The sequence below is a fragment of the Halomonas sp. NyZ770 genome, from assembly GCF_020616575.1.
GTDB classification, from domain to species: Bacteria; Pseudomonadota; Gammaproteobacteria; order Pseudomonadales; family Halomonadaceae; genus Vreelandella; species Vreelandella hamiltonii.
This window is the reverse complement of sequence record NZ_CP085143.1, coordinates 1,971,278-1,993,131: the sequence shown is the minus strand read 5'-3', so window position 1 is coordinate 1,993,131 and position 21,854 is coordinate 1,971,278. Positions and strand designations below refer to the sequence as shown.

General features: G+C 60.8%; 19 protein-coding genes. 7 read left to right on the top strand and 12 right to left on the bottom strand.

Features of this window, described 5'->3' with window-relative positions:
- Positions 1-78: 78 nt before the first annotated feature.
- The 4 genes from LG409_RS09175 to LG409_RS09160 form a co-directional block, all read right to left on the bottom strand.
- Complete coding sequence (locus LG409_RS09175; protein ID WP_039181736.1) at positions 79-1,224, bottom strand: TAXI family TRAP transporter solute-binding subunit; 1,146 nt, start codon at positions 1,222-1,224, stop codon at positions 79-81.
- Positions 1,225-1,245: 21 nt separating this feature from the next.
- On the bottom strand, positions 1,246-3,252 hold the full coding sequence (locus LG409_RS09170; RefSeq protein WP_227408064.1) for a TRAP transporter permease: 2,007 nt from the start codon (positions 3,250-3,252) through the stop codon (positions 1,246-1,248).
- Positions 3,253-3,301: 49 nt separating this feature from the next.
- Entirely contained in the window at positions 3,302-4,462 is a 1,161-nt protein-coding gene (locus tag LG409_RS09165; RefSeq protein ID WP_144984801.1) for a TAXI family TRAP transporter solute-binding subunit, read from the bottom strand.
- A 233-nt stretch (positions 4,463-4,695) separates the two neighbouring features.
- On the bottom strand, positions 4,696-6,399 hold the full coding sequence (locus LG409_RS09160; RefSeq protein WP_096922955.1) for a SulP family inorganic anion transporter: 1,704 nt from the start codon (positions 6,397-6,399) through the stop codon (positions 4,696-4,698).
- A gap of 237 nt (positions 6,400-6,636) precedes the next feature.
- Here LG409_RS09160 and LG409_RS09155 point away from each other — a divergent pair, with 237 nt between their 5' ends.
- Entirely contained in the window at positions 6,637-8,283 is a 1,647-nt protein-coding gene (locus LG409_RS09155) for a methyl-accepting chemotaxis protein (RefSeq protein WP_227408063.1), read from the top strand.
- On the opposite strand, the gene rarD is transcribed toward LG409_RS09155, so the two are convergent.
- Positions 8,257-9,162, bottom strand: coding sequence for an EamA family transporter RarD (gene rarD / locus LG409_RS09150; protein ID WP_227408062.1), 906 nt, complete (start codon positions 9,160-9,162; stop codon positions 8,257-8,259). The genes LG409_RS09155 and rarD overlap by 27 nt on opposite strands.
- A gap of 72 nt (positions 9,163-9,234) precedes the next feature.
- Here rarD and LG409_RS09145 point away from each other — a divergent pair, with 72 nt between their 5' ends.
- Both LG409_RS09145 and LG409_RS09140 read left to right on the top strand, forming a co-directional pair.
- The gene (locus tag LG409_RS09145; RefSeq protein ID WP_039177846.1) at positions 9,235-10,050 is read left to right on the top strand and encodes an amidohydrolase; all 816 of its coding nucleotides are present in this window, start codon (positions 9,235-9,237) and stop codon (positions 10,048-10,050) included.
- Positions 10,050-10,754, top strand: a complete 705-nt coding sequence (locus tag LG409_RS09140) for a pseudouridine synthase (protein WP_227408061.1) — start codon at positions 10,050-10,052, stop codon at positions 10,752-10,754. Before LG409_RS09145 ends, LG409_RS09140 begins: the two co-directional genes overlap by 1 nt.
- Before the next feature lie 152 nt (positions 10,755-10,906).
- On the opposite strand, the gene LG409_RS09135 is transcribed toward LG409_RS09140, so the two are convergent.
- From LG409_RS09135 to gloB, 6 genes are read right to left on the bottom strand one after another with little or no spacing between them, the layout of a single operon-like run.
- Complete coding sequence (locus tag LG409_RS09135; protein ID WP_227408060.1) at positions 10,907-12,499, bottom strand: ABC transporter ATP-binding protein; 1,593 nt, start codon at positions 12,497-12,499, stop codon at positions 10,907-10,909.
- Entirely contained in the window at positions 12,492-13,565 is a 1,074-nt protein-coding gene (locus tag LG409_RS09130; RefSeq protein WP_193461954.1) for an ABC transporter permease, read from the bottom strand. The genes LG409_RS09135 and LG409_RS09130 overlap by 8 nt, the downstream gene beginning before the upstream one ends.
- 1 nt (position 13,566) lies before the next feature.
- Positions 13,567-14,640 carry a microcin C ABC transporter permease YejB gene (locus LG409_RS09125; protein ID WP_039178423.1) on the bottom strand — a complete coding sequence of 358 codons (1,074 nt, stop codon included), beginning with the start codon at positions 14,638-14,640 and terminating at the stop codon, positions 13,567-13,569.
- A 46-nt stretch (positions 14,641-14,686) separates the two neighbouring features.
- The gene (locus LG409_RS09120) at positions 14,687-16,552 is read right to left on the bottom strand and encodes an extracellular solute-binding protein (protein ID WP_227408059.1); all 1,866 of its coding nucleotides are present in this window, start codon (positions 16,550-16,552) and stop codon (positions 14,687-14,689) included.
- A 53-nt stretch (positions 16,553-16,605) separates the two neighbouring features.
- The gene (locus LG409_RS09115; RefSeq protein ID WP_039177854.1) at positions 16,606-17,829 is read right to left on the bottom strand and encodes a transglycosylase SLT domain-containing protein; all 1,224 of its coding nucleotides are present in this window, start codon (positions 17,827-17,829) and stop codon (positions 16,606-16,608) included.
- A 29-nt stretch (positions 17,830-17,858) separates the two neighbouring features.
- On the bottom strand, positions 17,859-18,626 hold the full coding sequence (gloB, locus tag LG409_RS09110; RefSeq protein ID WP_227408058.1) for a hydroxyacylglutathione hydrolase: 768 nt from the start codon (positions 18,624-18,626) through the stop codon (positions 17,859-17,861).
- 110 nt (positions 18,627-18,736) lie between these two features.
- On the opposite strand from gloB, the gene LG409_RS09105 reads away from it, so the two are divergent.
- The 4 genes from LG409_RS09105 to nudC are packed head-to-tail and all read left to right on the top strand — an operon-like array spanning position 18,737 to position 21,503.
- Positions 18,737-19,525, top strand: a complete 789-nt coding sequence (locus LG409_RS09105) for a class I SAM-dependent methyltransferase (protein WP_227408057.1) — start codon at positions 18,737-18,739, stop codon at positions 19,523-19,525.
- The gene (gene rnhA, locus LG409_RS09100) at positions 19,518-20,000 is read left to right on the top strand and encodes a ribonuclease HI (protein WP_227408056.1); all 483 of its coding nucleotides are present in this window, start codon (positions 19,518-19,520) and stop codon (positions 19,998-20,000) included. The genes LG409_RS09105 and rnhA overlap by 8 nt, the downstream gene beginning before the upstream one ends.
- Positions 19,988-20,737, top strand: coding sequence for a DNA polymerase III subunit epsilon (gene dnaQ / locus LG409_RS09095; protein WP_189463113.1), 750 nt, complete (start codon positions 19,988-19,990; stop codon positions 20,735-20,737). The genes rnhA and dnaQ overlap by 13 nt, the downstream gene beginning before the upstream one ends.
- Positions 20,730-21,503: an NAD(+) diphosphatase gene (nudC, locus tag LG409_RS09090; RefSeq protein WP_144984834.1), complete on the top strand. Its 774-nt coding sequence runs from the start codon at positions 20,730-20,732 to the stop codon at positions 21,501-21,503. The genes dnaQ and nudC overlap by 8 nt, the downstream gene beginning before the upstream one ends.
- A 4-nt stretch (positions 21,504-21,507) precedes the next feature.
- Here the strand turns inward: nudC and LG409_RS09085 are convergent, their stop codons facing one another.
- On the bottom strand, positions 21,508-21,819 hold the full coding sequence (locus tag LG409_RS09085) for an SCP2 sterol-binding domain-containing protein (RefSeq protein ID WP_227408055.1): 312 nt from the start codon (positions 21,817-21,819) through the stop codon (positions 21,508-21,510).
- Positions 21,820-21,854 lie beyond the last annotated feature (35 nt).

Sequence of the window (21,854 nt, the reverse complement as noted above, 5' to 3'; positions counted from 1 at the left end):
GCGATGAGGTGCGCATGGGACACCCGCCACGTCAGCGTAAAGTGGCCCACCGCAGCTCGCCGTCTTTTCAGACAGAGCCTAGAACACTGGATTCAACCCAGCCTCTTCCAGCGCGGTGCGACGCACCTGCATCCAGCCGTCGATGAACGCCGTTTCGTCTTCGGGGGCATCGGCTTGATACGCTTCCCAGGTCTCCATCAGCAGCTGTTGCCGCGCTACCAGGGCGTTCTGATGGGCCTCCATGGCATCGTTCCACACGCCGGTCTGTTGGTAGTAAGCCACCACGGCATCGTGGAAGGGCACCACCCAGGTCAGGTTCTGGTTTTCCAGCGCATAGCCGCTGGCGCCGGGGGCGTTGTCCTTGTAGTCGTCAAAGGACTCCACCAGCGTGGTGATCAGCCCGGTAACGGTTTCCGGTGCCAGGTCGGCGTTACTCACCATGATCGGGTAGGGGTAGCTGGCGCTGGCCAGCGGCTGCTCGGCATCGATACCCGCGCCAGAGGTCACGTCGTGGGGCTGAAAGTAAGGGGCTACCTCCAGCATGCGTGCCCAGCCTGCGTCATCGTCCGTGGGTAGCGCTGGCCACTGCAAGCCGCGTGGGCTGGCCGCCAAGCGCTGGGCCGCCGGAGTGACTGTGGTGGTAATCGCCGCATCGGCACGGCCGCTAATGATGCCGTCGAAGGCGGCGTTGTAACCGGGGAAATCGACACGCTGCACGTCATCCCAGGTCAGCCCGGCAAACGCCAGATAGGCTTCGGCGGCCTTGTTCAGGGCATCGTCGCCACGCAGGTAGGCTAGCCGCTTGCCCTTGAGGTCGGCGATGGAGTCGATCTCCACATCGCCAGCTACCGCCATGCCCAGCCCGAAGCTGGCCATGGCGGTGGAAATGACGCGAATGGGCTGGGGCCCCCAGTCCGGTCCGGCAAACATCATGACGCCTTCCGAGCCGTAGTAGCTGGCAATGCCGCAGGCACACAGATCCACGCGGCCGGTTTTGAGCGGCGTCATGCGCATGGTGTCGTTTTCACCGGGAATGACCCGGGACTGAGTGCCATGCTCCTCCTGAAGCAGCTGGCTGATCGCCATGATCTGGGCGTGGCCGCTGGTGCCCGTGCCATACGCCGTCCAGTTCAAGGTGCTGGGCATGGCGCTGGCGCTGCCCGCTGCCAGCAGGCCAGCGGTGACGCTACTGAGGGCGAGGGTAAGCGTTGTTCTTGTGTTCATGATGTCTCCTCGTGGTGGGTATCAAGCGTTGGCCGTCAGCGAACGCTGGTGGTGGCGCTGGCTAAGTCGCGCAAGGGCAACCCCTGGCAATAGTGCTGCCGCGGCCAGGCCAATCAACTCCCACTGGCTCAGCGGAACCATACCGCCCCCGGGGAGCGCCAGCAGCAGGCCCGCTACCAGTACCAGACCACGAATGACCGCCTCTTGCAGCATGCCGTACCCCAGCCGCCCGACGCCCATCAGATAGCCCTGCATGGCCGATGCGAACAGGACGATGCCGATGATGGCCTGAATGAACACGGCGACGATCACCAGTGGCTCGCCCTGCATGATCAGCGCCGGATTGAGGACGAACAGGAAGGGAATGAAGTAGATCACGCTGCCCAGGCGCATGGCCTGCAGGCCGGTCTCCATGGGGCGGGCGCCCGCCACCGTGGCAGCGGCAAAAGCTCCCAGCGCCACGGGAGGCGTGATGAAGCTCAGCATGCCCCAGTAGAGAATGAACATGTGCACTGCCATGGGGTCCAGGCCGCCGCCTTGAATCAGCGCCGGGGCCAGCGCCACGGCCAGGAAGATGTAGGCTGCGGTCACGGTCATGCCAATGCCCAGCACGAAGCTGGTGACCGCCCCCATGATCAGCAGCAGCGGTACGCTGCCCCCGGCGATGTTGATGAAGTCGTTGGCAATGGTGCCTGAAAGGCCGGTCATGGAGAGCGCGCCCACCAGCATGCCGACCCCTGCCAGAATGGCGATGAGTTCGGCAAACAGCTTGGCGGCCGAAGAGAGCGTGTCGGCAACATCTTTCCATCCCCAGCGGTTCTGGCGGGAAAGCTGGTTGAGTACCAGCAGCAGGGCGGTTGCGTAGAACGGTGCCACCGCTTCGCGCTGCATGACCAGCAGCATCCACACCAGCAGGCCAAAGACGAAGATGAAGTACCAGCCCTCCTTGAGGGTTTGCCAGACCGATGGCAGCTCTACCGCAGGCAGCCCCTTGACATCATGGCGGGCAGCGTAAGCGTCGATCTGGATGAACAGCCCCAGAAAATAGAGAATCGAGGGAATGACGGCGGCCAGCGCAATGGTGGAGTAGGGCACGTCCAGGAACATGGCCATGACGAAGGCGGTGGCGCCCATGACCGGTGGCATCAGCACGCCTCCGGTGGATGCACAGGCTTCGACGCCGCCAGCGAACGAACGGCTCATGCCGATGCGGCGCATGGCGGGGATCGACAGCACCCCGGTAGTCAGCACGTTGCTGATCACGCTGCCGCTCATGGAGCCCATCAGGCCGCTGGAGAAAATCGATACCTTGGCAGGGCCGCCGCGCACATGGCCCAGCAGTGCAAAGGCCAGGTTGATGAAAAACTTGCCGCCGCCGCTTTTTTGCAGCACGACGCCAAACACCAGAAAACCGATGACCAGCCCGGCAAAGGCCTGCAGTGGCACCCCCATGATGCTCTCGGTGCTCATGGTATGGTACATGGCCGTTTCAGACAGGCTGGAAGGAAACGCTTGAATCGGGCCCGGTACGATATCCGCCACCAAGGGGTAAAGAGAGAATAGCCCGGCAATGATGGCAATCGGCAGGCCGCCCGCCCGGCGGGCAGCTTCGATGATGAGAACCCAGTAGGCGTAGCTGGCGTAAATGGCAGTGTCCGGGGCTGAAAATGCCCAGCCGCGCTCGAGAATGGACACCGCGTTATAGACGAAGTAGCCGCCAATCACCAAGGTGATGGCGCTGAGCAGGTAGTCGTACCAGGGGATGGTCTGGTCCTGCTGTCGGCTGAGCATGGGCCATAGCAGAAAGACCAGCGGCAGCAGCAGTGCCACTACTGCGTAATAGAACTGGGTTTCGAGCCCGGTCACGAAGGTGAGCCAGCCCCAGTTGAACAGGTAATCCAGCGTCATCATCATCAGCAGCACGGTGACGGCTGCGGGAACCCAGCGAAGCGCAGGTGGCAGCTCGCGGATTTGGCTGATCTTTTCTTTGACCTGCGGGGCATTAACAGGCGCGGTATCGGTGGTCATAGGGCGTTCCATCAATCAGCTGGGGCGGCGAGCGCCGCCCCGAGGCGAGTTACTCGAAAATCGGCTCGAATCCGGCGTCGGTCAATGCCGAGGCGCGGGCCGCCATCCACTCGGTAGTGAACGCGTCCGAGTCGCTGGGTGCGTCTGCCATGAACGCCTCCCAGGCTTGCAGCAGGACATTTTGCCGCTCGACCAGCTGATCCTGGTGAGCCTGCATGTCATCGGTCCATACGTCGATTTCCTTGTAGTACTCCACCACCGCATCGTGGAACGGCACTACCCACTGTAGATCCTGGTACTCCAGCGCGTAGCCCACGGCTCCCGGCGCGTTGTCCTTGTAATCGTCGTAATGGTCATTCATGGCTCGAATCAGACCATAGGCGACCTTGTCATCCAGGTCCTGATTGGCCACGACGATGGGATAAGGGTAGCTGGCGCTGGGGACCGGGTTGTCCGCGCTGATGCCGCCCGCGCCTGCGGTGACTTCATGGGGCTGAAAATAGGGGGCAACTGCCGCCATGCGCTCCCAGCCTGCTTCATCGTTTGGATCGAGCACCGGCCAGCTGATGCCTCTGGGGCTACTGGCCAGCTGCTGCGCAGGGGGCGTCACGGTCGTCGTGAAGGAGGCATCCACATCACCGGCGATGATGCCGTCGAAGGAGCGGGCGTAACCCGGATAGTCGACGCGCTCCACGTCGTCCCAGGTAAGCCCACCGAAGGCCAGATACGCCTCGGTGCCTTTGTTCAGCGCATCGTCACCACGAATGTAGGCAATGCGCTTGCCAGCCAGGTCCGCCGGGGTTTCAACGCCCAGGTCGCCTGCCACGGCCAATGACAGGCCGAATGACGCCGTGGATGTGGTGATCACGCGCAGCGGCTGTGGGCCCCAGTCGCGATCAGCGAACATCATGACCCCTTCGGCGCCGTAGTAGCTGGCGATACCGCAGGCGCACAGGTCGACACGTCCTTGTTTCAGGGGCGTCATGCGGGAAACGTCGTTGTCGCCGGGCAGTATGCGCACCGAAGAGCCGTAATGGTTCTGCAGCATGTTGCCGATGGCAACGGCCTGGGCGTAGCCGCTGGAGTTGGTGCCGTAGGCCGTCCACGCCATGGTGCGCGGCAGTTCTACTTCGCTGGCGTGGCTGACGGCCGCACCCAGTAGAGAAAGCGGCAGGGCGGCGATGAGCAGGCGGTGAGCAAATGGATGCATTTTCATGCTCCTTTATTGTGGTTGTGATGGTCGCTATCGGGTTGTTACGCTTTGCTACAATGTGTTTTGCTATGCGGTATTTGATTCTGCTAAGTGGTCAGGTGATAGTAGGTAAGCCAGCAGAGGCTGTCAACGCCGTTTGATGAAGTACCCAAAAATGCCGATTGCTAAATGCAAAAAGCCGAGCAATGGCTCGGCTTTTCGATTTATTTTCAATGGCTTGAATGACTGGGCTATGGGGAGAACTCACGCCAGGCAGCATAGGTGCTCAAAAACACGCGGCCAGACAGTTCTTCGAGGAAGTCGCTCTTCTTCAGTTGATCCATGACCGGCCCCTTGACCTCGGCAAGGTGCAGCTTCACTTCGGAATCCTTCAGCCGTGCGTTGATGGCATCCAGGCTTTCCAAGGCCGAGGCGTCGATCAAATTGACGGCCGAACAGATCAGTACCACGTGTTCCAGCTCGGGTCGGCTGGCCACCAGGTTGTAGACGGTATCTTCGAGGTAGCGGGCGTTGGCGAAGTAGAGGCTCTCATCGATGCGCAGCAGCGCTGCATGCGGGGCGGTTTCGACATCATGGCGCTCGGTATTGCGAAAATGTTCGGTGTCGGGCACCCGACCTACCAACGCGCTGTGGGGGCGGCTGGTGCGATAGAGAAAAAGTGCGATGGAGAGCGTGACGCCGCCAATGATGCCGGCCTCGATGCCTTCGACCAGAGTCAGCAGAATCGTGACCGCCATGGCGGCAAAGTCACTGCGGGAGTAGCGCCAGGTCTGGCGCAGCATGGGAATGTCCACCAGCGTCAGGATGGAGACCGTGATGGTGGCCGCCAGGGTGGCGATGGGCAGGTAGTAGAGCCAGCCAGTGAACGCCAGCGTCACCAACCCAATGCCCAGGGCGGCAAAGGCCCCTGCGGCCGGGGTCTGTGCCCCGGCATCGTAGTTGATCACGGTGCGCGAGAGCCCGCCGGTGACCGGCATGCCACTGGTGAAACCTGCCGCCAGATTGGCGGCGCCCAGGCCGATCAACTCCTGATTGGGTGAGATACGCTGGCGGCGTTTGGCGGCCAGCATCTGGCCCATGGAGACCGACTCCACAAACCCCACCAGACTGATCAATAGAGCAGGAATCAATAGCGCCCGCCAGAGCGAGGCGTCGCCCCAGGGCAGGCTGAACGCGGGCAAACCGCTGGGAATCGTACCCACCACCGCCACACCCTGATAGGCCAGCTGCCAGTGCCAGGTGACCAGCGTCGTGATCAGCACGGCAAATACCGGGCCTGCCTTGGTCAGCAGGTCTGCCAGGGATACAGGCACGCCTACCCAGATCAACGAGCGTTTGCCGTAGCGGCGCAGCGCCACCAGAAACAGCAGCGTCCCCACGCCAATGGTCGCTGTGTAGGGGTTGATGTCAGGCAGGTTGGGTAGCAGCGTCATGAGCCGTTCGACGAGCGTAAAGCCGCTGCTGGCAATTCCCAGCAGGCCGCCCAGCTGGCTGACCGCAATCAGAATGCCGGAAGCCGTCAGGAAACCAGAGATGACCGGATGGCTCAGGAAGTTGCTGAAAAAACCCATTTTCAGGCTGCCCATGATCAGCAGGATCATGCCCGAGAGCAGCGACAGCACCAGTGCGGCTTGCAGGTATTCGGCGCTACCGGGGGCGGCCACCGACGAAAGTGCCGCTCCCGTCATCAGCGCAATGATGGCCACGGGCCCCACCGCCAGGGTTCGGCTGGTGCCCAGCAGGGTGTAGAGCAGTTGGGGAAGAAGACTGGCGTAAAGTCCTACCACGGCAGGCAGCCCGGCCAGCAGAGCGTATGCCAGCGACTGGGGAATGACCATGACCGTCACGATCAGGCCCGCCATGAGGTCGGCCCCCAGCAGGCGCCGATGATAGTGGGGTAGCCAGGCAAGAATGGGCAAATAGCGCTTCAACATGGTTTCTCGCAGCGTTGGCCATATCAGGAAAAACGGGACCTGCAAAACGGAACATAGTTTAGCCTGTTTAGTTATAAAAATGTCATGCCCACTTGCCTCAAGGCCAAATATTACCTTTTGCTATCCCCCCAAAGTGCTACTTATTTCAAATGCGTAACTGGTTAAGCTGACTGAGTGGTAAACGCGGTCTGTATTGCGCCATGACTCGACGATCTCAACAATAAAAGAGTACTCACTATGCGACTGCTTCGCTGGCTGTTACCGCTGCTATTGATCAGTGCTGCCGTCGGGATGACCTGGCGAGGAGGCTTCTGGGCGTATGCTGGGCTCGCCAGTGCCCTTGTCGCGGGGGGCGCGCTGGTGGCCGCCGCCCTGTACGACGTGTACCGTGCCGATCACCAACGTTTGGTATCGGTGCCCCGCAGTATCAGGCCGATTCAGGACTATGGTGCGCTACGCGGCATGGCGTATCGCCTGATGCATCGCGCCAGCAGTACTGCCATTGCCTCGGCGGAGGTGTCCCACTACGCAGACCTGATGGCCCAACGTCTCGCCAAACAAGAAAACATGGCCAGTGAGGCCTCTTCCAGCATGAGCGCCATCAACGCTGCCATCATGCAAGTCAGCGCTAGCGCGACACAGGTAGCGACCCTGGCCGAAAGCGCCCAGCGGGCGAGTCATGACAATCATGATGCGCTGGCCGATATCATTCAGGACATGACCGATGTGGCCGAGCGCTCCGGCCTGGCGTTGGATATGCTCACCGAACTGAACGACAAGATCGAAAGGGTGCGCAGCGTGACTTCCATGATCGAGGGGGTGGCCGAACAGACCCACTTGTTGTCGCTGAACGCATCCATCGAAGCTGCCAGGGCCGGCGAGCATGGCCGAGGCTTTGCGGTGGTGGCGGGAGAGGTGCGCGACCTGGCGTTGAAAACGTCCACGGCCACCCAAAGTATCGATGGGCTGGTCAAGGATATGCACCAAAGCGGCCAGAGTGTCGTGAGCACCATGGGCGGGTTGATGACCCGGGTGCGAGACCGGGCTGAGGAGATGCAGCAGGTAGGGAGCAGCCTGGCCACCATTACCCAGGAGTTCGACCAGGTGCAGCAGGAAATCACCAGCGTGGCGGGTGCCATGGACAGTACGCGGGCCCACAGCCAGACCGTGGCGGACAGCCTCGACCAGCTGGAGCACGATGTAGATGAAGGGAACCGCCATATGCACGCCCTTGCCCAGCAAGCTCACGCCTTGATGGAGGCTGCCGAAAGCGTGGATGCAGAGCTGGCCCAGCAACATCTTGAAGGGCGCCATCAGCAGGTATTCAAGGTGGCTCGACAAACCGCCGACAAGATTGGCAAGCTGTTCGAAAAGGCCTTGAGCCGAGGCGAGCTATCGGAGGCCGCGCTGTTCCATCCAAATTATGCGGTGATCCCCGGGACCCAGCCGCCGCTTTATCATACCGGCTTCGATGCCTTCACCGACCAGCAACTGCCCGCCCTGCAGGAGCCGCTGTTGGCAGGTCACGGCCTGAGCTACGCCATTGCCTGTGACCGCAATGGCTATGTGCCCACCCATAACGCGGCGGTGAGCCGTGAACCCACTGGCGACCCGCAACACGACCTGAAATATTGCCGCAGCAAGCGCATTTTCGATGACCCCACCGGTCGCCGCTGTGGTGCCCATGAGCAGCCGCTGCTGCTGCAAACCTACAAACGCGACACGGGCGAGATCATGCACGACCTGTCGGTTCCCATTCATGTGCACGGTAAACACTGGGGTGGCTTCCGCGTGGGGTATCAGCCCGAACAAGCCGCACAGGCTCAAGCCCCAGAGCAGGTGCCTACCACGCTGGCCTCAAGCGGCCGCCTGGCGCGGACGTGATTGCCAGGACGACCATGAATAGAGCGCCAGGCCTGTCCAGATCATCAGAAACGTGACGAGCTGAATCAGGCCCAGCGGCTCTCCAAACACGGTCAGTGCAATCAAAAACTGAATGCTGGGGTTGATGTACATCAAGAACCCCAGGGTGGCTAGCCGCAAGCGGCGTGCGGCCCCGGCAAACGCCATCAGCGGCAGGGCCGTGAGGATACCGCTGACTACCAGTAACGCCGACATGGGCGCGTCGTGCAGGAAGTGTGACGTGCCTTGCCAGCTTATCCAGCTCAGCGCCAACAGGGCCAGCGGGAAGAGCAGCAGTGTTTCCACGAACAGGCCAGACAGCCCATCCAATGGCACCTGCTTGCGAAAGAGCCCATAGCTGCCGAAACTCAGCGCCAGCAGCAGGCTGATCCACGGCAACTCCCCCAGCATGACGAATTGCACGGCAATCGCCAGGCTGGCGAGACCAAGCGCCACCAGCTGTAGTCGGGCCATGACTTCTCTGAGCACCAGCATGCCCAACGCAACGTTGACCAGCGGGGTGAGAAAGTAGCCCAGGCTGGCTTGCAGCACCTGCTTGCTCTCTACGGCATAGATGTAGATGCCCCAGTTGAAGGCAATCAGCAGCGCGCAGGCGAGCACCCTGCCCAGGCGTCTGGGCTCGACCAGCGCGGCCACCACCGGAGGCCAGCGGCGCAGGACGCTGATCAGCCCGACCAGGAACAGGCATGACCACAAAATGCGGTGGATCAGAATTTCAAAGGCGGGTATTCCATCGAACAACGCAAAGAACAGCGGAAAACAACCCCACATGGTATAGGCGGTCAAACCGAACATGACGCCCTTGACCGCTTCAGGGTCTCTGGGTGCAGATGGAAGCATAGCAGCCTCATTAACTAAAAATGCTAATCTAGCACACAATCGGCCAAGACATTGATGCAAAGGAGGCATGGCATGAGCCAACTGAAAACCAGCCTGGTGCAGTGCGATTTGCGCTGGGAAGACCCCCACGCCAACCACACGCATTTGGCCAAACTGCTGGGCGACCTGGATAGCCGGGACACGGACTTGATCGTGCTGCCCGAAATGTTCGCCACCGGCTTTACCATGAACTCTCGCGAGATGGCCCAGCCCATGGCCGAGAGCCAGAGCGTGGCCTGGCTGCAAGCGCAAGCGCAGGCTCGAGGTTGCGTGATGACCGGCAGCGTGGCCGTCGTGGAGGATGGCCAGTACTACAACCGCATGGTATGGGCAACGCCCGACGGCGAACTGCGCTACTACGACAAGCGTCACCTGTTCCGCATGGCGGGAGAGCATGAGCGATACGGCATGGGGTCGGCACGGCAGATCGTCGAACTCAAGGGATTCAAGCTGCAGCTCAGCGTTTGCTACGACCTGCGGTTTCCCGTGTGGATGCGCCAGCAGCCAGCAGAAGGCGAGCATTTCGAGTATGATGCCGTGCTGTGCGTGGCTAACTGGCCCGCCCCTCGTCGCCATCCGTGGCGCACGCTGCTGCAAGCACGCGCGGTGGAAAACCTCGCCTATGTGATAGGCGTCAATCGTGTGGGCGAAGACGCCAAGGGGCTGGCCTATAGCGGCGACTCCATGCTGGTCGATTTCAAGGGTGAACCGCTCATCGACCATCCTGCCCATACCGCGTTCATCGATACCGGAACGCTCGACAAGACGGAACTGGATGCCTTTCGTGACAAATTTCCTGCCTGGCAAGATGCCGATCGCTTTTCGCTACTGCCAGGAGTGGGCCAATAATGCGCCTTGATCGTTTTTTGAGTGAAACCTCTGCGCTGACCCGCAGCCTCGCCAAGCGCGCCTTGAAAAATGGCGAAGTGACGCTGAATGGCGAGCCCATCAAGCAAGCCGCCACCCATATCGACACGGCCCAGGATGAGGTGCGTCTGAATGGCGAGCGTCTCGAGCTGGTGGGGCTGCGCTATATCATGCTGCACAAGCCCAAGGACGTGGAGTGCACTGCACGCCGGGGGCTGTATCCGCGGCTCATCGATATCATCGATGAGCCCAAGGTAGAACGCCTTCAGCCGGTAGGGCGCCTGGATGTGGACACCACCGGACTGCTGCTATTGACCGATGACGGGCAGTGGTCCCACCGAGTGACATCGCCGCGCCACCGCTGTGCCAAGGTGTATCTCGCCGAACTGGCCGAGCCCATGGAAGGTGAGGCGGCTCAGCAGGCGGTCGAGCGCGTGGCCGAAGGCCTGCTGCTCGAAGGTGAAGAGACTCCCACCCAGCCAGCCACGCTGCGTTTCATTACCCCGCAGCAGGCAGAGCTGACCATTACCGAAGGCCGCTACCATCAGGTAAAGCGGATGTTTGCTGCCTTGGGCAACCACGTCGAGGCGCTCCATCGGCACTCGATCGGCAGCCTCGCGCTGCCCGATGATTTGGCACCAGGCGAGTGGCGAGCGCTGACCCAGGAAGAGATCGACAGCTTCTAAACGGGCCATATTTATACCGTTATCTTGTCTGGCCTGAAAAAAAAATCCCACCTTTGGATGTTTTCAGGCGCTGGCGGAGAGGCTCGGGTCGAGCCTCTCCGCCAGAAATTTTTTTGCCAGAAATGTCCTTGGTGATCAGATTCTCAGCCAGCTCAAGAAAGGTGGGCCGCACTCAAAAGCGCTTGGGTATACGGGTGGCGAGGGTTGGCCAGCACGTCAAGACAATCCCCCTGTTCGACCACCTCGCCATCTTTCAACACCATGATGCGGTGTGCCATGGCGCGGACGACGGCCAGGTCGTGGCTGATGAACAGATAGCTGAGCTGCCGCCTGGCCTGCAGTTCCCGCAGTAGCGTGACCAGCTGCTTTTGCACGGTGCGGTCCAGGGCAGAGGTGGGCTCGTCGAGGACCAGCAGCTCGGGCTCCAGGATGATGGCCCGGGCCACGGCAATACGCTGGCGTTGGCCGCCTGAAAACTCGTGGGGGTAGCGGTCGGCACAGCTTTCGGGCAGGCCGACTTCCTTCAGGGTCTGGCGGACGCGCTCGCGGACCTCGCTGTCGCTCAGGCGCGGAAAGTGAAAGCGCAACCCTTCGCTGACGATGTCGAACACGGGCATGCGCGGTGAAAGCGCGCCGTAGGGGTCCTGAAACACCATCTGCAGCCGATGGCGCTGGCGACGCAGAGCGTCTCCCGTCAGCTCGCTCAGCCGCGCATCGCCCAGGCTGACATCTCCCTCGCTGGGCACCAGCCGCATGATGGCCGAGGCCAGCGTGGTCTTGCCCGACCCGGACTCGCCCACGATGCCCAGGGTTTCACCGGGCGCTATGTGCAGATCGGTGGTTTTCAGCGCTTCGAAAGCCGGGGGCTGGCGCTGGAACAGCCGCGTCTTGGGTCGTTTGAAGCTGACGCGCAGCTGGCGGGCGCTCAGCAGGGCAGCACTGCTGAGCGGCGCTGCAGGTCGGCCCTCCGGCTCGGCGGCGATGAGTGCTCGGGTGTAGTCGCTTTGCGGGTTGGCGAAGACCTGTGCGACGGGCCCGGTTTCTTCTACCTTGCCGCGATACATCACGCAGACACGATCGGCATGGCGTCGCACCAGGTTGAGGTCGTGGCTGATCAGCAGTAGCCCCATGCCGTGGTGATCGCGTAGCTCCTTGAGCAATGCCAGAATTTCCTGCTGTACCGTGACGTCCAGCGCCGTGGTGGGTTCGTCGGCAATCAACAGTGCGGGGTTGTTGGCGATGGCCATAGCGATCATGACGCGCTGGCGCTGGCCTCCCGAGAGCTGGTGAGGCCAGGCGTCCAGCAGCTCGTCGGGGCGGGGCAGTTTGACCTGCTCCAGCAGCGTACGCGCCCGCTGCCTGGCCGCTTGTCCGCTCAACCCTTGATGCAAGCGCAGGGTTTCCCCTATCTGCTTGCCAATGCGATGCAGCGGGTTGAGCGATGTCATCGGCTCCTGAAAAATGAACCCGACGCGGTTGCCCCGCAGCGTGTTCCAGTCGCGCTCACGCAGCTGGCTCACGTCACGGCCTTCCAGCAGGCGCTGGCCAACGACCTGGGCATTGCTGGGCAGCAAGCCAATGGCGCCCAGCGCGGAGACCGACTTGCCCGAGCCGGACTCTCCGACGATGGCCAGGGTTTCCCCCGCATTCAGCGACAGCGACAGTTTGTCGACCACCACCTGGCCATCGAACGCCACGCTGAAGTCATTCAGGTGCAGCAGAGGGGCAGAGCTAAGTTCAGACATGGGCGGCTTCCCGGGCAGCATTGGCGCCTTGCTTGACGTGGCGAGGGTCGAAGGCATCCCGCAGGCCCTCACCGATGAATACCAGCAGTGACAGCATGATGGCCAGCGTCATGAAGGCCGTGATGCCGAGCCAGGGCGCATGCAGGTTGTTCTTGCCCTGTGCCGCCAGTTCACCCAGCGAGGGGGCGCCTGGGGGCAAGCCGAAGCCCAGAAAGTCGAGTGCCGTCAAGGTGCCGATGGCGCCGGTAAAGATGAACGGAATGAATGTAAGCGTTGCCACCATGGCATTGGGCAGGACATGGCGCCACATGATGAGTCGGGAAGGAAGCCCCATGGCCTTGGCAGCCCGCACGTACTCCAGGTTACGGGCGCGCAGGAATTCGGCGCGCACGATATCCACCAGACCTAGCCAGGAAAACAGCAGCATGATGCCCAGTAGCCACCAGAAACCCGGCTGCACGAAGCTGGCCAGAATGATCAGCAGGAACAGCACCGGCAGCCCGGACCATATTTCCGTGAAACGCTGGCCGATGAGATCCACCTTGCCGCCGAAATAGCCCTGCAGGCCACCGGCAATGACTCCGATGACCAGCGAGCCTGCGGTCAACACCAGCGCGAAAGCAACCGAGAGACGAAAGCCGTAAATCACCCGGGCCATGACATCGCGCCCTTGATCATCGGTGCCCAGCCAGTGGCGCCCATCGGGTGGGGCCGGGGAAGGACGGCTCATCTGCATGTCGAGGGTTTGATACGAAAAGGGGATGATGGGCCAGAGCGCCCAGCCATGGTCGCTGATCTGCTGTTGGATGAACGGATCGAGATAGTCGGTTCGGGTGGGCAAAAAGCCGCCGAACTCGGTTTCCGGATAGTCGACCAGCAAGGGAACGTACCACTGCCCTTCGAACTGCATCACGATGGGTTTGTCGTTGGCGATCAGCTCCGCGAACAGGCTGATGATGAACAGTACGCCAAACAGCCACAGCGAGATGCGTGCCCGCCGGTTGGCCTTGAACGCCGCCCAGCGCCGCCGGGTAATCGGGGAAAGGCGGGAGGAGATGGCGTGCATATCAGGACTCCCTGGAGGCGAAATCGATACGTGGGTCGACCCACACGTAGGTCAGGTCGGAAATCAGCTTGAGCACCAGCCCGATGACGGTATACAGGAACAGGGTGCCGAAGATGACCGGGTAGTCGCGTTGCATGACCGCCTCGAAACCCAGTAGCCCCAGGCCATCCAGCGAGAAAATCACTTCGATGAGTAGCGCACCGGTAAAGAAAATGCCGATCATCGCCGACGGTAGTCCGGCAATGATGATCAGCATGGCATTACGAAACACGTGACCATACAGGATACGCTGCTCGTCGGCGCCCTTGGCGCGCGCCGTCAACACATACTGCTTGTGGATTTCATCCAGGAAGCTGTTCTTGGTCAGCATGGTGAGCGTGGCGAAACTGCCGATGGCAGCGGCCAGTACCGGTAGCGTGATATGCCAGAAATAGTCCTTGATTTTGCCCCAGGTGGAGAGGTCGGCAAAATCGGGGGAAGTGAGGCCTCTCAGCGGGAACCAGTCCAGATACGAGCCCCCCGCAAACAGCACGATCAGCAGGATGGCGAACAGAAAGCCGGGGATGGCGTAGCCGACGATGACGAGCCCTGAGCTCCACACGTCGAATCGAGACCCGTGTCGCAGCGCCTTGCGAATGCCCAGCGGAATCGAAATAAGGTAGACCAGCAGGGTGGTCCACAGGCCCAGCGAGATGGAAACCGGCAAGCGCTCGATCATCAGCTCGATCACCGGGCGGTCGCGAAAGAAGCTGGTGCCAAAATCGAAGGTCAGATAGTCCAGCATCATGCCGATAAAGCGCTCATGGGCGGGTTTGTCGAACCCGAACTGCTGCTCCAGCTGTTCGATGAAGCGTGGGTCGATACCGCGCGCGCCACGGGAGTCATCGCTTACCTGGATATCGGCACCGCCCATGTCCAGGCGCGTGCTGGCCATGGCGTCGGCTCCTTCGAAACGGGCCAGCATCTGGTCGATAGGCCCTCCCGGCGCTGCCTGAACGATCACGAAGTTCAGCAGCATGATGCCGAGCAGTGTCGGAATCATCAGTAGCAATCGACGAAGTGTGTAGCGTGCCAAGGTGCACCCCATGAAATGAGAGTTGAGCGGTTGTCTTGTTCTGCGTTCAGCGGCGGTTGCGACGCTCCAGCGCAGCTTCGCGCTCACTGTCGACCCACCAGGCATCCAGGTCCATGGCGTAGGCGGGTGCCGGGTCGGGATAACCAAACTTGTCCCACACGGCAATCCGGGTTTCCCCCGAGTGGTAGTGCGGAATCACATAGAACCCCCAGCGCAGCACACGATCCAGCGCGTGGGTGATGGTGTCGAGGGTTTCTCGATCCTCGGCGCGAATCAGCTGTTCCACCAGCGAGTCCACGGCCGGATGCGCCAGAGCCATACGGTTACGACTCTGCGGTGACTCGGCGGCCGCGCTGGTCCAGTAGTCGCGCTGCTCGTTGCCGGGGTTGTTGGATTGGGGGAAGTGGCTGATGACCATGTCGTAATCGTAGCTGCGCACGCGGTTCAGGTACTGGTTGATATCGACGATGCGCATGGAGGTCTGGATACCCAGGCGCGCCATGTTACGCAGCATGGGCTGTACCACGCGCTCCATGCCGGAGTCGTACATCAATACTTCCAGACTTAGCGGACGGCCCGTCTGCTCGTTGACCAACACGCCATCCTCCACCACATACCCTGCGTCTTCCAGCAGCGTCAGCGCACGCCTGAGTCGCTCGCGTAGCTCGACAGGCTGCTCGATGGGCAGCGGGTCGGTAAACAGCCGCTCGGATTGATGCGATGCCAGCAGCTCGTCACGGAAGGGCTCCAGCAGCGCCAGCTCTTCTTCGGTAGGCAGGCCGACGGCTTCCATCTCGGAGTTTTGAAAGAAGCTCTCGGTACGATAATACGTGCCATAAAAAATATTGGTGTTCAGCCACGGAAAATCGAAGGTGAGGCTTAACGCTTCACGTACCCGTGGGTCTTGAAACTTCTCGCGACGCAGGTTGAACACGAAGGCCTGCATCATCGAGGGATTGACATCGGGAACGGTAAGACGTTTGACCTGCCCCTGACGATAGGCAGGGAAGTCGTAGCCAATCGCCCAGGTGGCAGCACGGGCATCGATGCGAAAATCGGTCAAGCCTGCCTTGAAAGCTTCCCAGGAAATATCACGATCCCGGTAATACTCATAGGCAATGCGGTCGATGTTGTAGCGCCCGACATTGACGGGAAGGTCCTTGCCCCAGTAATTGTCATCGCGCTGGTAGACGATGCGACGGCCAGGGTCGACCTCGCTGATGCGGTAGGGACCAGACCCCGGATGGGCCGCCAGGGTGGGGGCGGTAAAGTCGCGGGGTTCCCAGTAATGGCGCGGCAAGATCGGCAGCTGCGCGACGATCAAAGGCAGTTCTCGGGACTGGGTGTCATTGAACTCGAAACGCACCTGATGCTCATTGATGGCCGTGACTCGTTCGACCCCCGCGTAGTAGCTGGCGTAGAAAGGGTTGCCTTGTTCGCGCAGCAGGTCAAAGGTGAACACCACATCGTAAGCGGTGACCGGCTCACCATCTTGAAAGCGTGCCTGCTCGTGCAGGTCGAACTCGATCCACTCGCGCTCAGGGTCCAGGCGCACGCCACGGGCCAGCAGGCCATACAGGCTGAACGGCTCGTTGGGGTTGCTGGCCATCAGCGTGTCGTAAATTTGTGAAATGCCGGTGGCCGGAGTACCGCGAATGATAAAAGGGTTGGTGGAGTCGAAACTGCCACCCACGGCGGTATGGGTGATGGAGCCGCCCTTGGGAGCCTGCGGGTTTACGTGGGGGAAGTAGGCAAAGTCTTCGGGCAGCTCAGGGCTATCGTAAAGCGATAGCCCGTGCACCGTGGGGACGGGAACACCACTCTCACCTAGCGGTGAAGCCCATAGAGTGGCACTCAGCAGTAGGCCACTGACCAGTAGGACTGCTTTTGACAACAACTCACCGCGTGGCATTGGTAACGTCCTGTAGTGGCAAAACCGGAGGTGATCACGGGGGGCTGGTCGCGCTAGCCATCCGATAACGAGAGCAACTGACCGGGCTGCAGGGCTTCTGGGCGATCCAGCCCATTCCACCTGATTAAATCTTGCTGATCAAGATTATAGCGCGCGGCAATTGTGGAAAGATTGTCACCGCGTTCAACGCGGTGTACGGAAGGGGAGTTTGCCGCCGCGTAGCTGCCGCTTGTCTGCGATAGCTGCGCCAGCACCTGGGTGTCCACTTCTTCGGGTACCAACAGTGTTTGAGCGCTGTTGGGGTCGATGCTGCCATTCAGCAGGCCCGGGTTCAGCTCGGCCAGGGCCGACTGGCTGACATCCAGCAAGCGAGAGGCTTGTGCCAGGCTGACGGGCTGCTCCAGCTGTACTTTGGCGAAGGCCGGTTCCGCGTGAATGTCAGGCAAACTGACGCCGTAACGTTCAGGATTGTCGATGATGGTGGCAATGGCTTTCAATTTGGGAACGTACTGCATGGTCTCGTTGGGCAGCGCCAAATCCCAGTAGTGGCCCGCCATGCCCTGATTCTGAGCCTGCTGGCGAGCACGATTGACTGTGCCAGCGCCGGCATTGTAAGCCGCCAAGGAGAGCATGATGTCGCCTTCGTACCACTCGTCGGCCTGCATTTCCAGGTAGTTAAGCGCTGCATCCGTGGAGGTCACCACGTCCAGGCGGCCATCGTACTGACCGTTGCGAACCAGGCCCAGTGCATCACCGGTGCCGGGCATGAACTGCCATAATCCGGCGGCACCCATATGGCTGCGGGCGCTGGGGTCGAAAGAGCTTTCGACAAAGGGGATCAGGGCAATTTCACCGGGCAGGCCTCGCTCGGATACCTGTTGGGCAATCCAGGCAAGCCAGGGCGTGGCACGCTCGGTGATCGAGGCGATATTCTGGGGGCTGGCGCTGTAGAATTGAATCCACTCGTCTACCCGTGCCTGGGCATCGGCGGGCAGGTGCTTCTCCTGCCACTGAAAACTCGAGCGCAGGATGCTCCAGGCGTCCTGGGGTTGCAGTTCGAGAGCTTCCCAGAAGTGGTGCTGAAACGCAGTGGGTCGGGCCGTCAAGGCATCCTCGGCATCACCTAGCGCAGAGGAGTCGGTATTGCTGGTGTGGGAGCCCCATTGGGGATCCGTGGCAGAGGCTTGAGTATTCGCAGCGGCGGCCAAAAAAAGGCCCATAATAACCGTACTGCCGGCGCTCAATAGCAAGCGCTGGCGAAGCGTTCGATAAGTCATAGTGTGTTCGTTTCTATTCGATAGCGTTCTTAAAAACGGTTCTTCCACTCACGCAGAGTGGTGAACGTAGCGAGTTCGTCGTCATTTGCCCCTTGCATGCCTGCGGCTTGGCGCACACTCTCGGTACCGACACGCAGGTAGGGGTTGATCGTCAGCTCGCGTCCTATCGTGCTGGGTAAGGTGGGCCTGCCTAGCGCCCGGGCCTTTTCGCACTCCTGTTGTGCGCGTGTTACAGCATCGTTTTCAGGATCCGCAGCACGTGCAAAGCTCAGATTTGCCTGAGTATATTCATGCGCTGCAAAGACCAGTGTTTCCTGGGGGAGTTCCGCAAAACGACGCAATGAAGTCAGCATCTGCTCTGGTGTGCCTTCGAAAAGGCGGCCACAGCCGGCATGAAACAACGTGTCGCCACAGAAAAGAAGGGCTGGGATACCTGGCGTAAAGTAGCTGATATGATCGAGCGTATGGCCTGGGGTTTCCATCACTTCGAAGGCGCGGCCCAGTACTCTTACCTGGTCGCCCTCGCCGACGCGCTGGTCGATACCCTGAATATCCGGGTTGTGCGGGCCAATCACCATGGGCGAGTAGCGCGCTTTCAGTGCCGCCAGTCCGCCGGTGTGGTCATGATGGTGATGGGTGATCAGGATCGTATCGAGGGTCAGGGATTCCCGCTCGAGGAAATCGATCACGGGGGGCGCTTCACCGGGGTCCACCACGCAGACGCCTTGACTGTTATCCTGTCTTATCAGCCAAATATAGTTGTCGCTTAAGGCGGGTATCGGTGTCACGCTCATCATGGGCGAGATCCCTCGGAGTTTGTCAGACCTGCTTGAAAAATTTGCCGTGCGCTGCGTAGCGTGGCAGCGCGCCCCTCAAAAGCCCAATACTGTGGAGGCAAGTGCCGTTCATGTCAAATTCGCCCAATGCACCGCGCCTTGCCCACTCGCTTGCAGAGGCGCGAGCCTACTGGCAGACAGACGCTGGGCGCGCTTTGTGGGATGCGCAGCGTGCTTGCCTTGGGCCCGTGGTGGAAGGCAGAAAAGGTGGGCATAGCCTGGAGATGGGCATGGCCCCGCCATTGATGACCATGTCCGGCATTGCTCATCAAGTGGTCTGGGCGCCCAGCAGAGAGGCCGCTCAGAGTGAATCCACCCTGATTTGCCCCCCGGAACAGCTGGCACTCCCGGACCGCTGTCTGGACGTCATGGTGATTCATCATTGGCTCGAATATTTGCCGGATGCGCACCACACGCTCCAGGAAGCCGCGCGGGTCACGGCAGACAACGGCGTGCTGGTGCTGTTTGGCTTCAATCCAGTGGGCCTCAACGGGCTCAGTCGCCGATGGCGCAAGGCCGAGTATCCTTGGCAAGGCCAGTGGCGCACGGTGAACCGCTTGCGGGACTGGCTCGCGTTTGTCGATTTCGAGGTGGAGCGCGTAGACTACTGCTGTTTTCGTGGCCCCATGAGCACCACTTGTCGCGAACGCTGGGAGCGGCTTGGCCGACGCCACAACATGCCGCTGGGTGAGAGTTACATGATTCAGGCGCAGCGTCGGCAGCGTCATGCTCCCATTCAACGCGTCAAGTTCGGTTTGCGTACGCCGGTTTCATCATCGATCGGTGCCACACGCACCAGCGCAGCCGCCCGGCTACCCGCTGGAAAACGTTGTATAGAAAAGGATAGTGAGCGTGAATAACCAAGCAGCCAATGGGCTGCCCCGTGTCACGGTGTATACCGATGGGGCGTGTCGTGGCAATCCTGGCCCCGGCGGATGGGGAGTGCTGCTGGTCAGCGGTACCCATGAGAAGACCTTGAAAGGCTTCGAAGCGAACACCACCAATAATCGTATGGAATTGATGGCGGCCATCATGGCGCTGCGCACGCTCAACAAGCCCTGTGATGTGGCGTTGTGGACCGATTCGCAGTACGTTCGCCAAGGCATTACCCAGTGGATTCACAACTGGATGAAACGTGGTTGGAAAACCGCCTCCAAGCAGCCGGTGAAAAATGCCGAGCTCTGGAAATCCCTGCACGAAGAGACCCAGCGCCATCGTGTCGAATGGCATTGGGTCAAAGGGCATAGTGGCCACCCCGGTAACGAGCGCGCCGACGCCTTGGCCAACGAGGCCATCGATGAGCACCAGAGGAGCAAGACCCCATGCGCCAAGTGATTCTGGATACCGAAACGACTGGTATCGACCCCAAGGATGGCCATCGTCTGGTAGAGATTGGCGCCGTCGAAATGATCAATCGGCGGTTTACCGGGCGCACGTATCACCAATACATCAACCCTGAGCGTCATATCGATGCCGAGGTGGTGGCCGTCCACGGCATCGATGATGCCAAAGTAGCCAACGAGCCGGTATTTGCTCAGATTGCCGACGCGTTCTGGGCCTTCATCGATGGGGCCGAGCTGGTCATTCACAACGCGCCGTTCGACGTGGGCTTCATCGACCACGAGCTGAACATGCTCAACAAGCGGCGCAAGTCGCCGATACTGGGGCCGGTCAGGGAGCACTGCCGTATCCTGGATACGCTGGTCATGGCCCGCGAAATGCACCCTGGCCAACGCAACAATCTGGACGCGCTCTGCAAACGGTACGACATCGATAATGGCCACCGAGTGCTTCACGGGGCCTTGCTGGATGCGGAAATTCTGGCCGATGTCTACTTGGCGATGACCGGTGGGCAAACGGCGTTGACCCTGGATGCCGAGAGTGGCAATGACCAGCGCGAAGAGCGCCAGGCCAACGAAGGGCTGTCGGTTCAGCGGCTGTCGTTGGCGCCAGGCCAGCTACGAGTGATTCGCCCCAGCGCAGAAGAGCAGGCCGCTCATCAGGCAAAGTGTCAGGCGCATCAACTGCGTTGGCTGTCGGCAAGCGGCGAGAGTGGTACGGCCGATGCTTAGACGTGAAATCCCGCACCATGCGCGTGAAGGCCGAGTGATTCGCGTCGCGCGCAGTCACATTGCGCCGGCACCGCTGGTGGGTGAGCTATCCCCGCTTCAGCCCCATCAACCCTGGGACGAGCACATGCAGCCCTTGTGCTACTGGCATGATGAGCCCGTGGCCTTGCAGCTGGAGAGTGAGCCTGGGGATGCCTGGATAGAAGGGCGCCAGTGGTTGGCAGAGCTGCCAGCTTCCTGGTTTAGCCTGCTGGCCACGGCATTGCAGGTAGGCGCCTGGCTGGAAAACCACCGTTTTTGTAGCCGCTGCGGTGAGCGGGCGTCCAAGCTGGAAGCCGAGTTCGCCATGCACTGCTATGCGTGCGGGCATCGCAACTACCCGCGAATTTCACCCTGTATCATCACGCTGGTGACCCGGGGTGAAGCCATGCTGCTGGCGCGCAGCCCGCGTTTTCCGCCCGGCCGCTACTCTACCCTGGCGGGGTTCATCGAGCCGGGGGAGTCGGCAGAAGAGGCCGTGCATCGGGAAGTGTTCGAAGAGGTAGGCGTGCACGTGGATCAACTGCGCTATCACCACAGTCAGGCCTGGCCTTTCCCGCATTCGCTGATGCTGGGCTATTTCGCCGAGGCCACGACCCAGCGAATCACCATCGATGGGGTCGAAATCAGCGATGCCGCCTGGTTTTCGCCGCGGCAGCTGCCTGCGCTGCCGCCGCCGTACTCTATTTCAAGGGATTTGATCGAGACGCATCTGGCCCGTTGGCGCTGATGGCTTACTTGGCCGGGAACAGGCTGGTCAGCTTGGTGGCCAGCGTGACGTTGCCGGTCGCCTTGAGTTTGCCGGTCATGAAGGCGGTCATACCGTTGATGTCGCCACTCATGATGCCCTTGAGGGTATCGGTGCTCAGGCTCAAGCTCACAGACGGGTCGTCGTGCTCGCCTTCATGCACCCCCAAGCTACCGTCCTGTACCGAGAGATAGTGGCTGCCAGCATCGGAAAAATGAAACTGGAAGACTTCGTTCATGCCTTTGGCTGCGTCGGGATTAAAACGAGATTGCAGTTTTTCAAGCGTATTGGATGACATAAGGTATGCTCACGTAACGAGTTGGTGCGGATTGA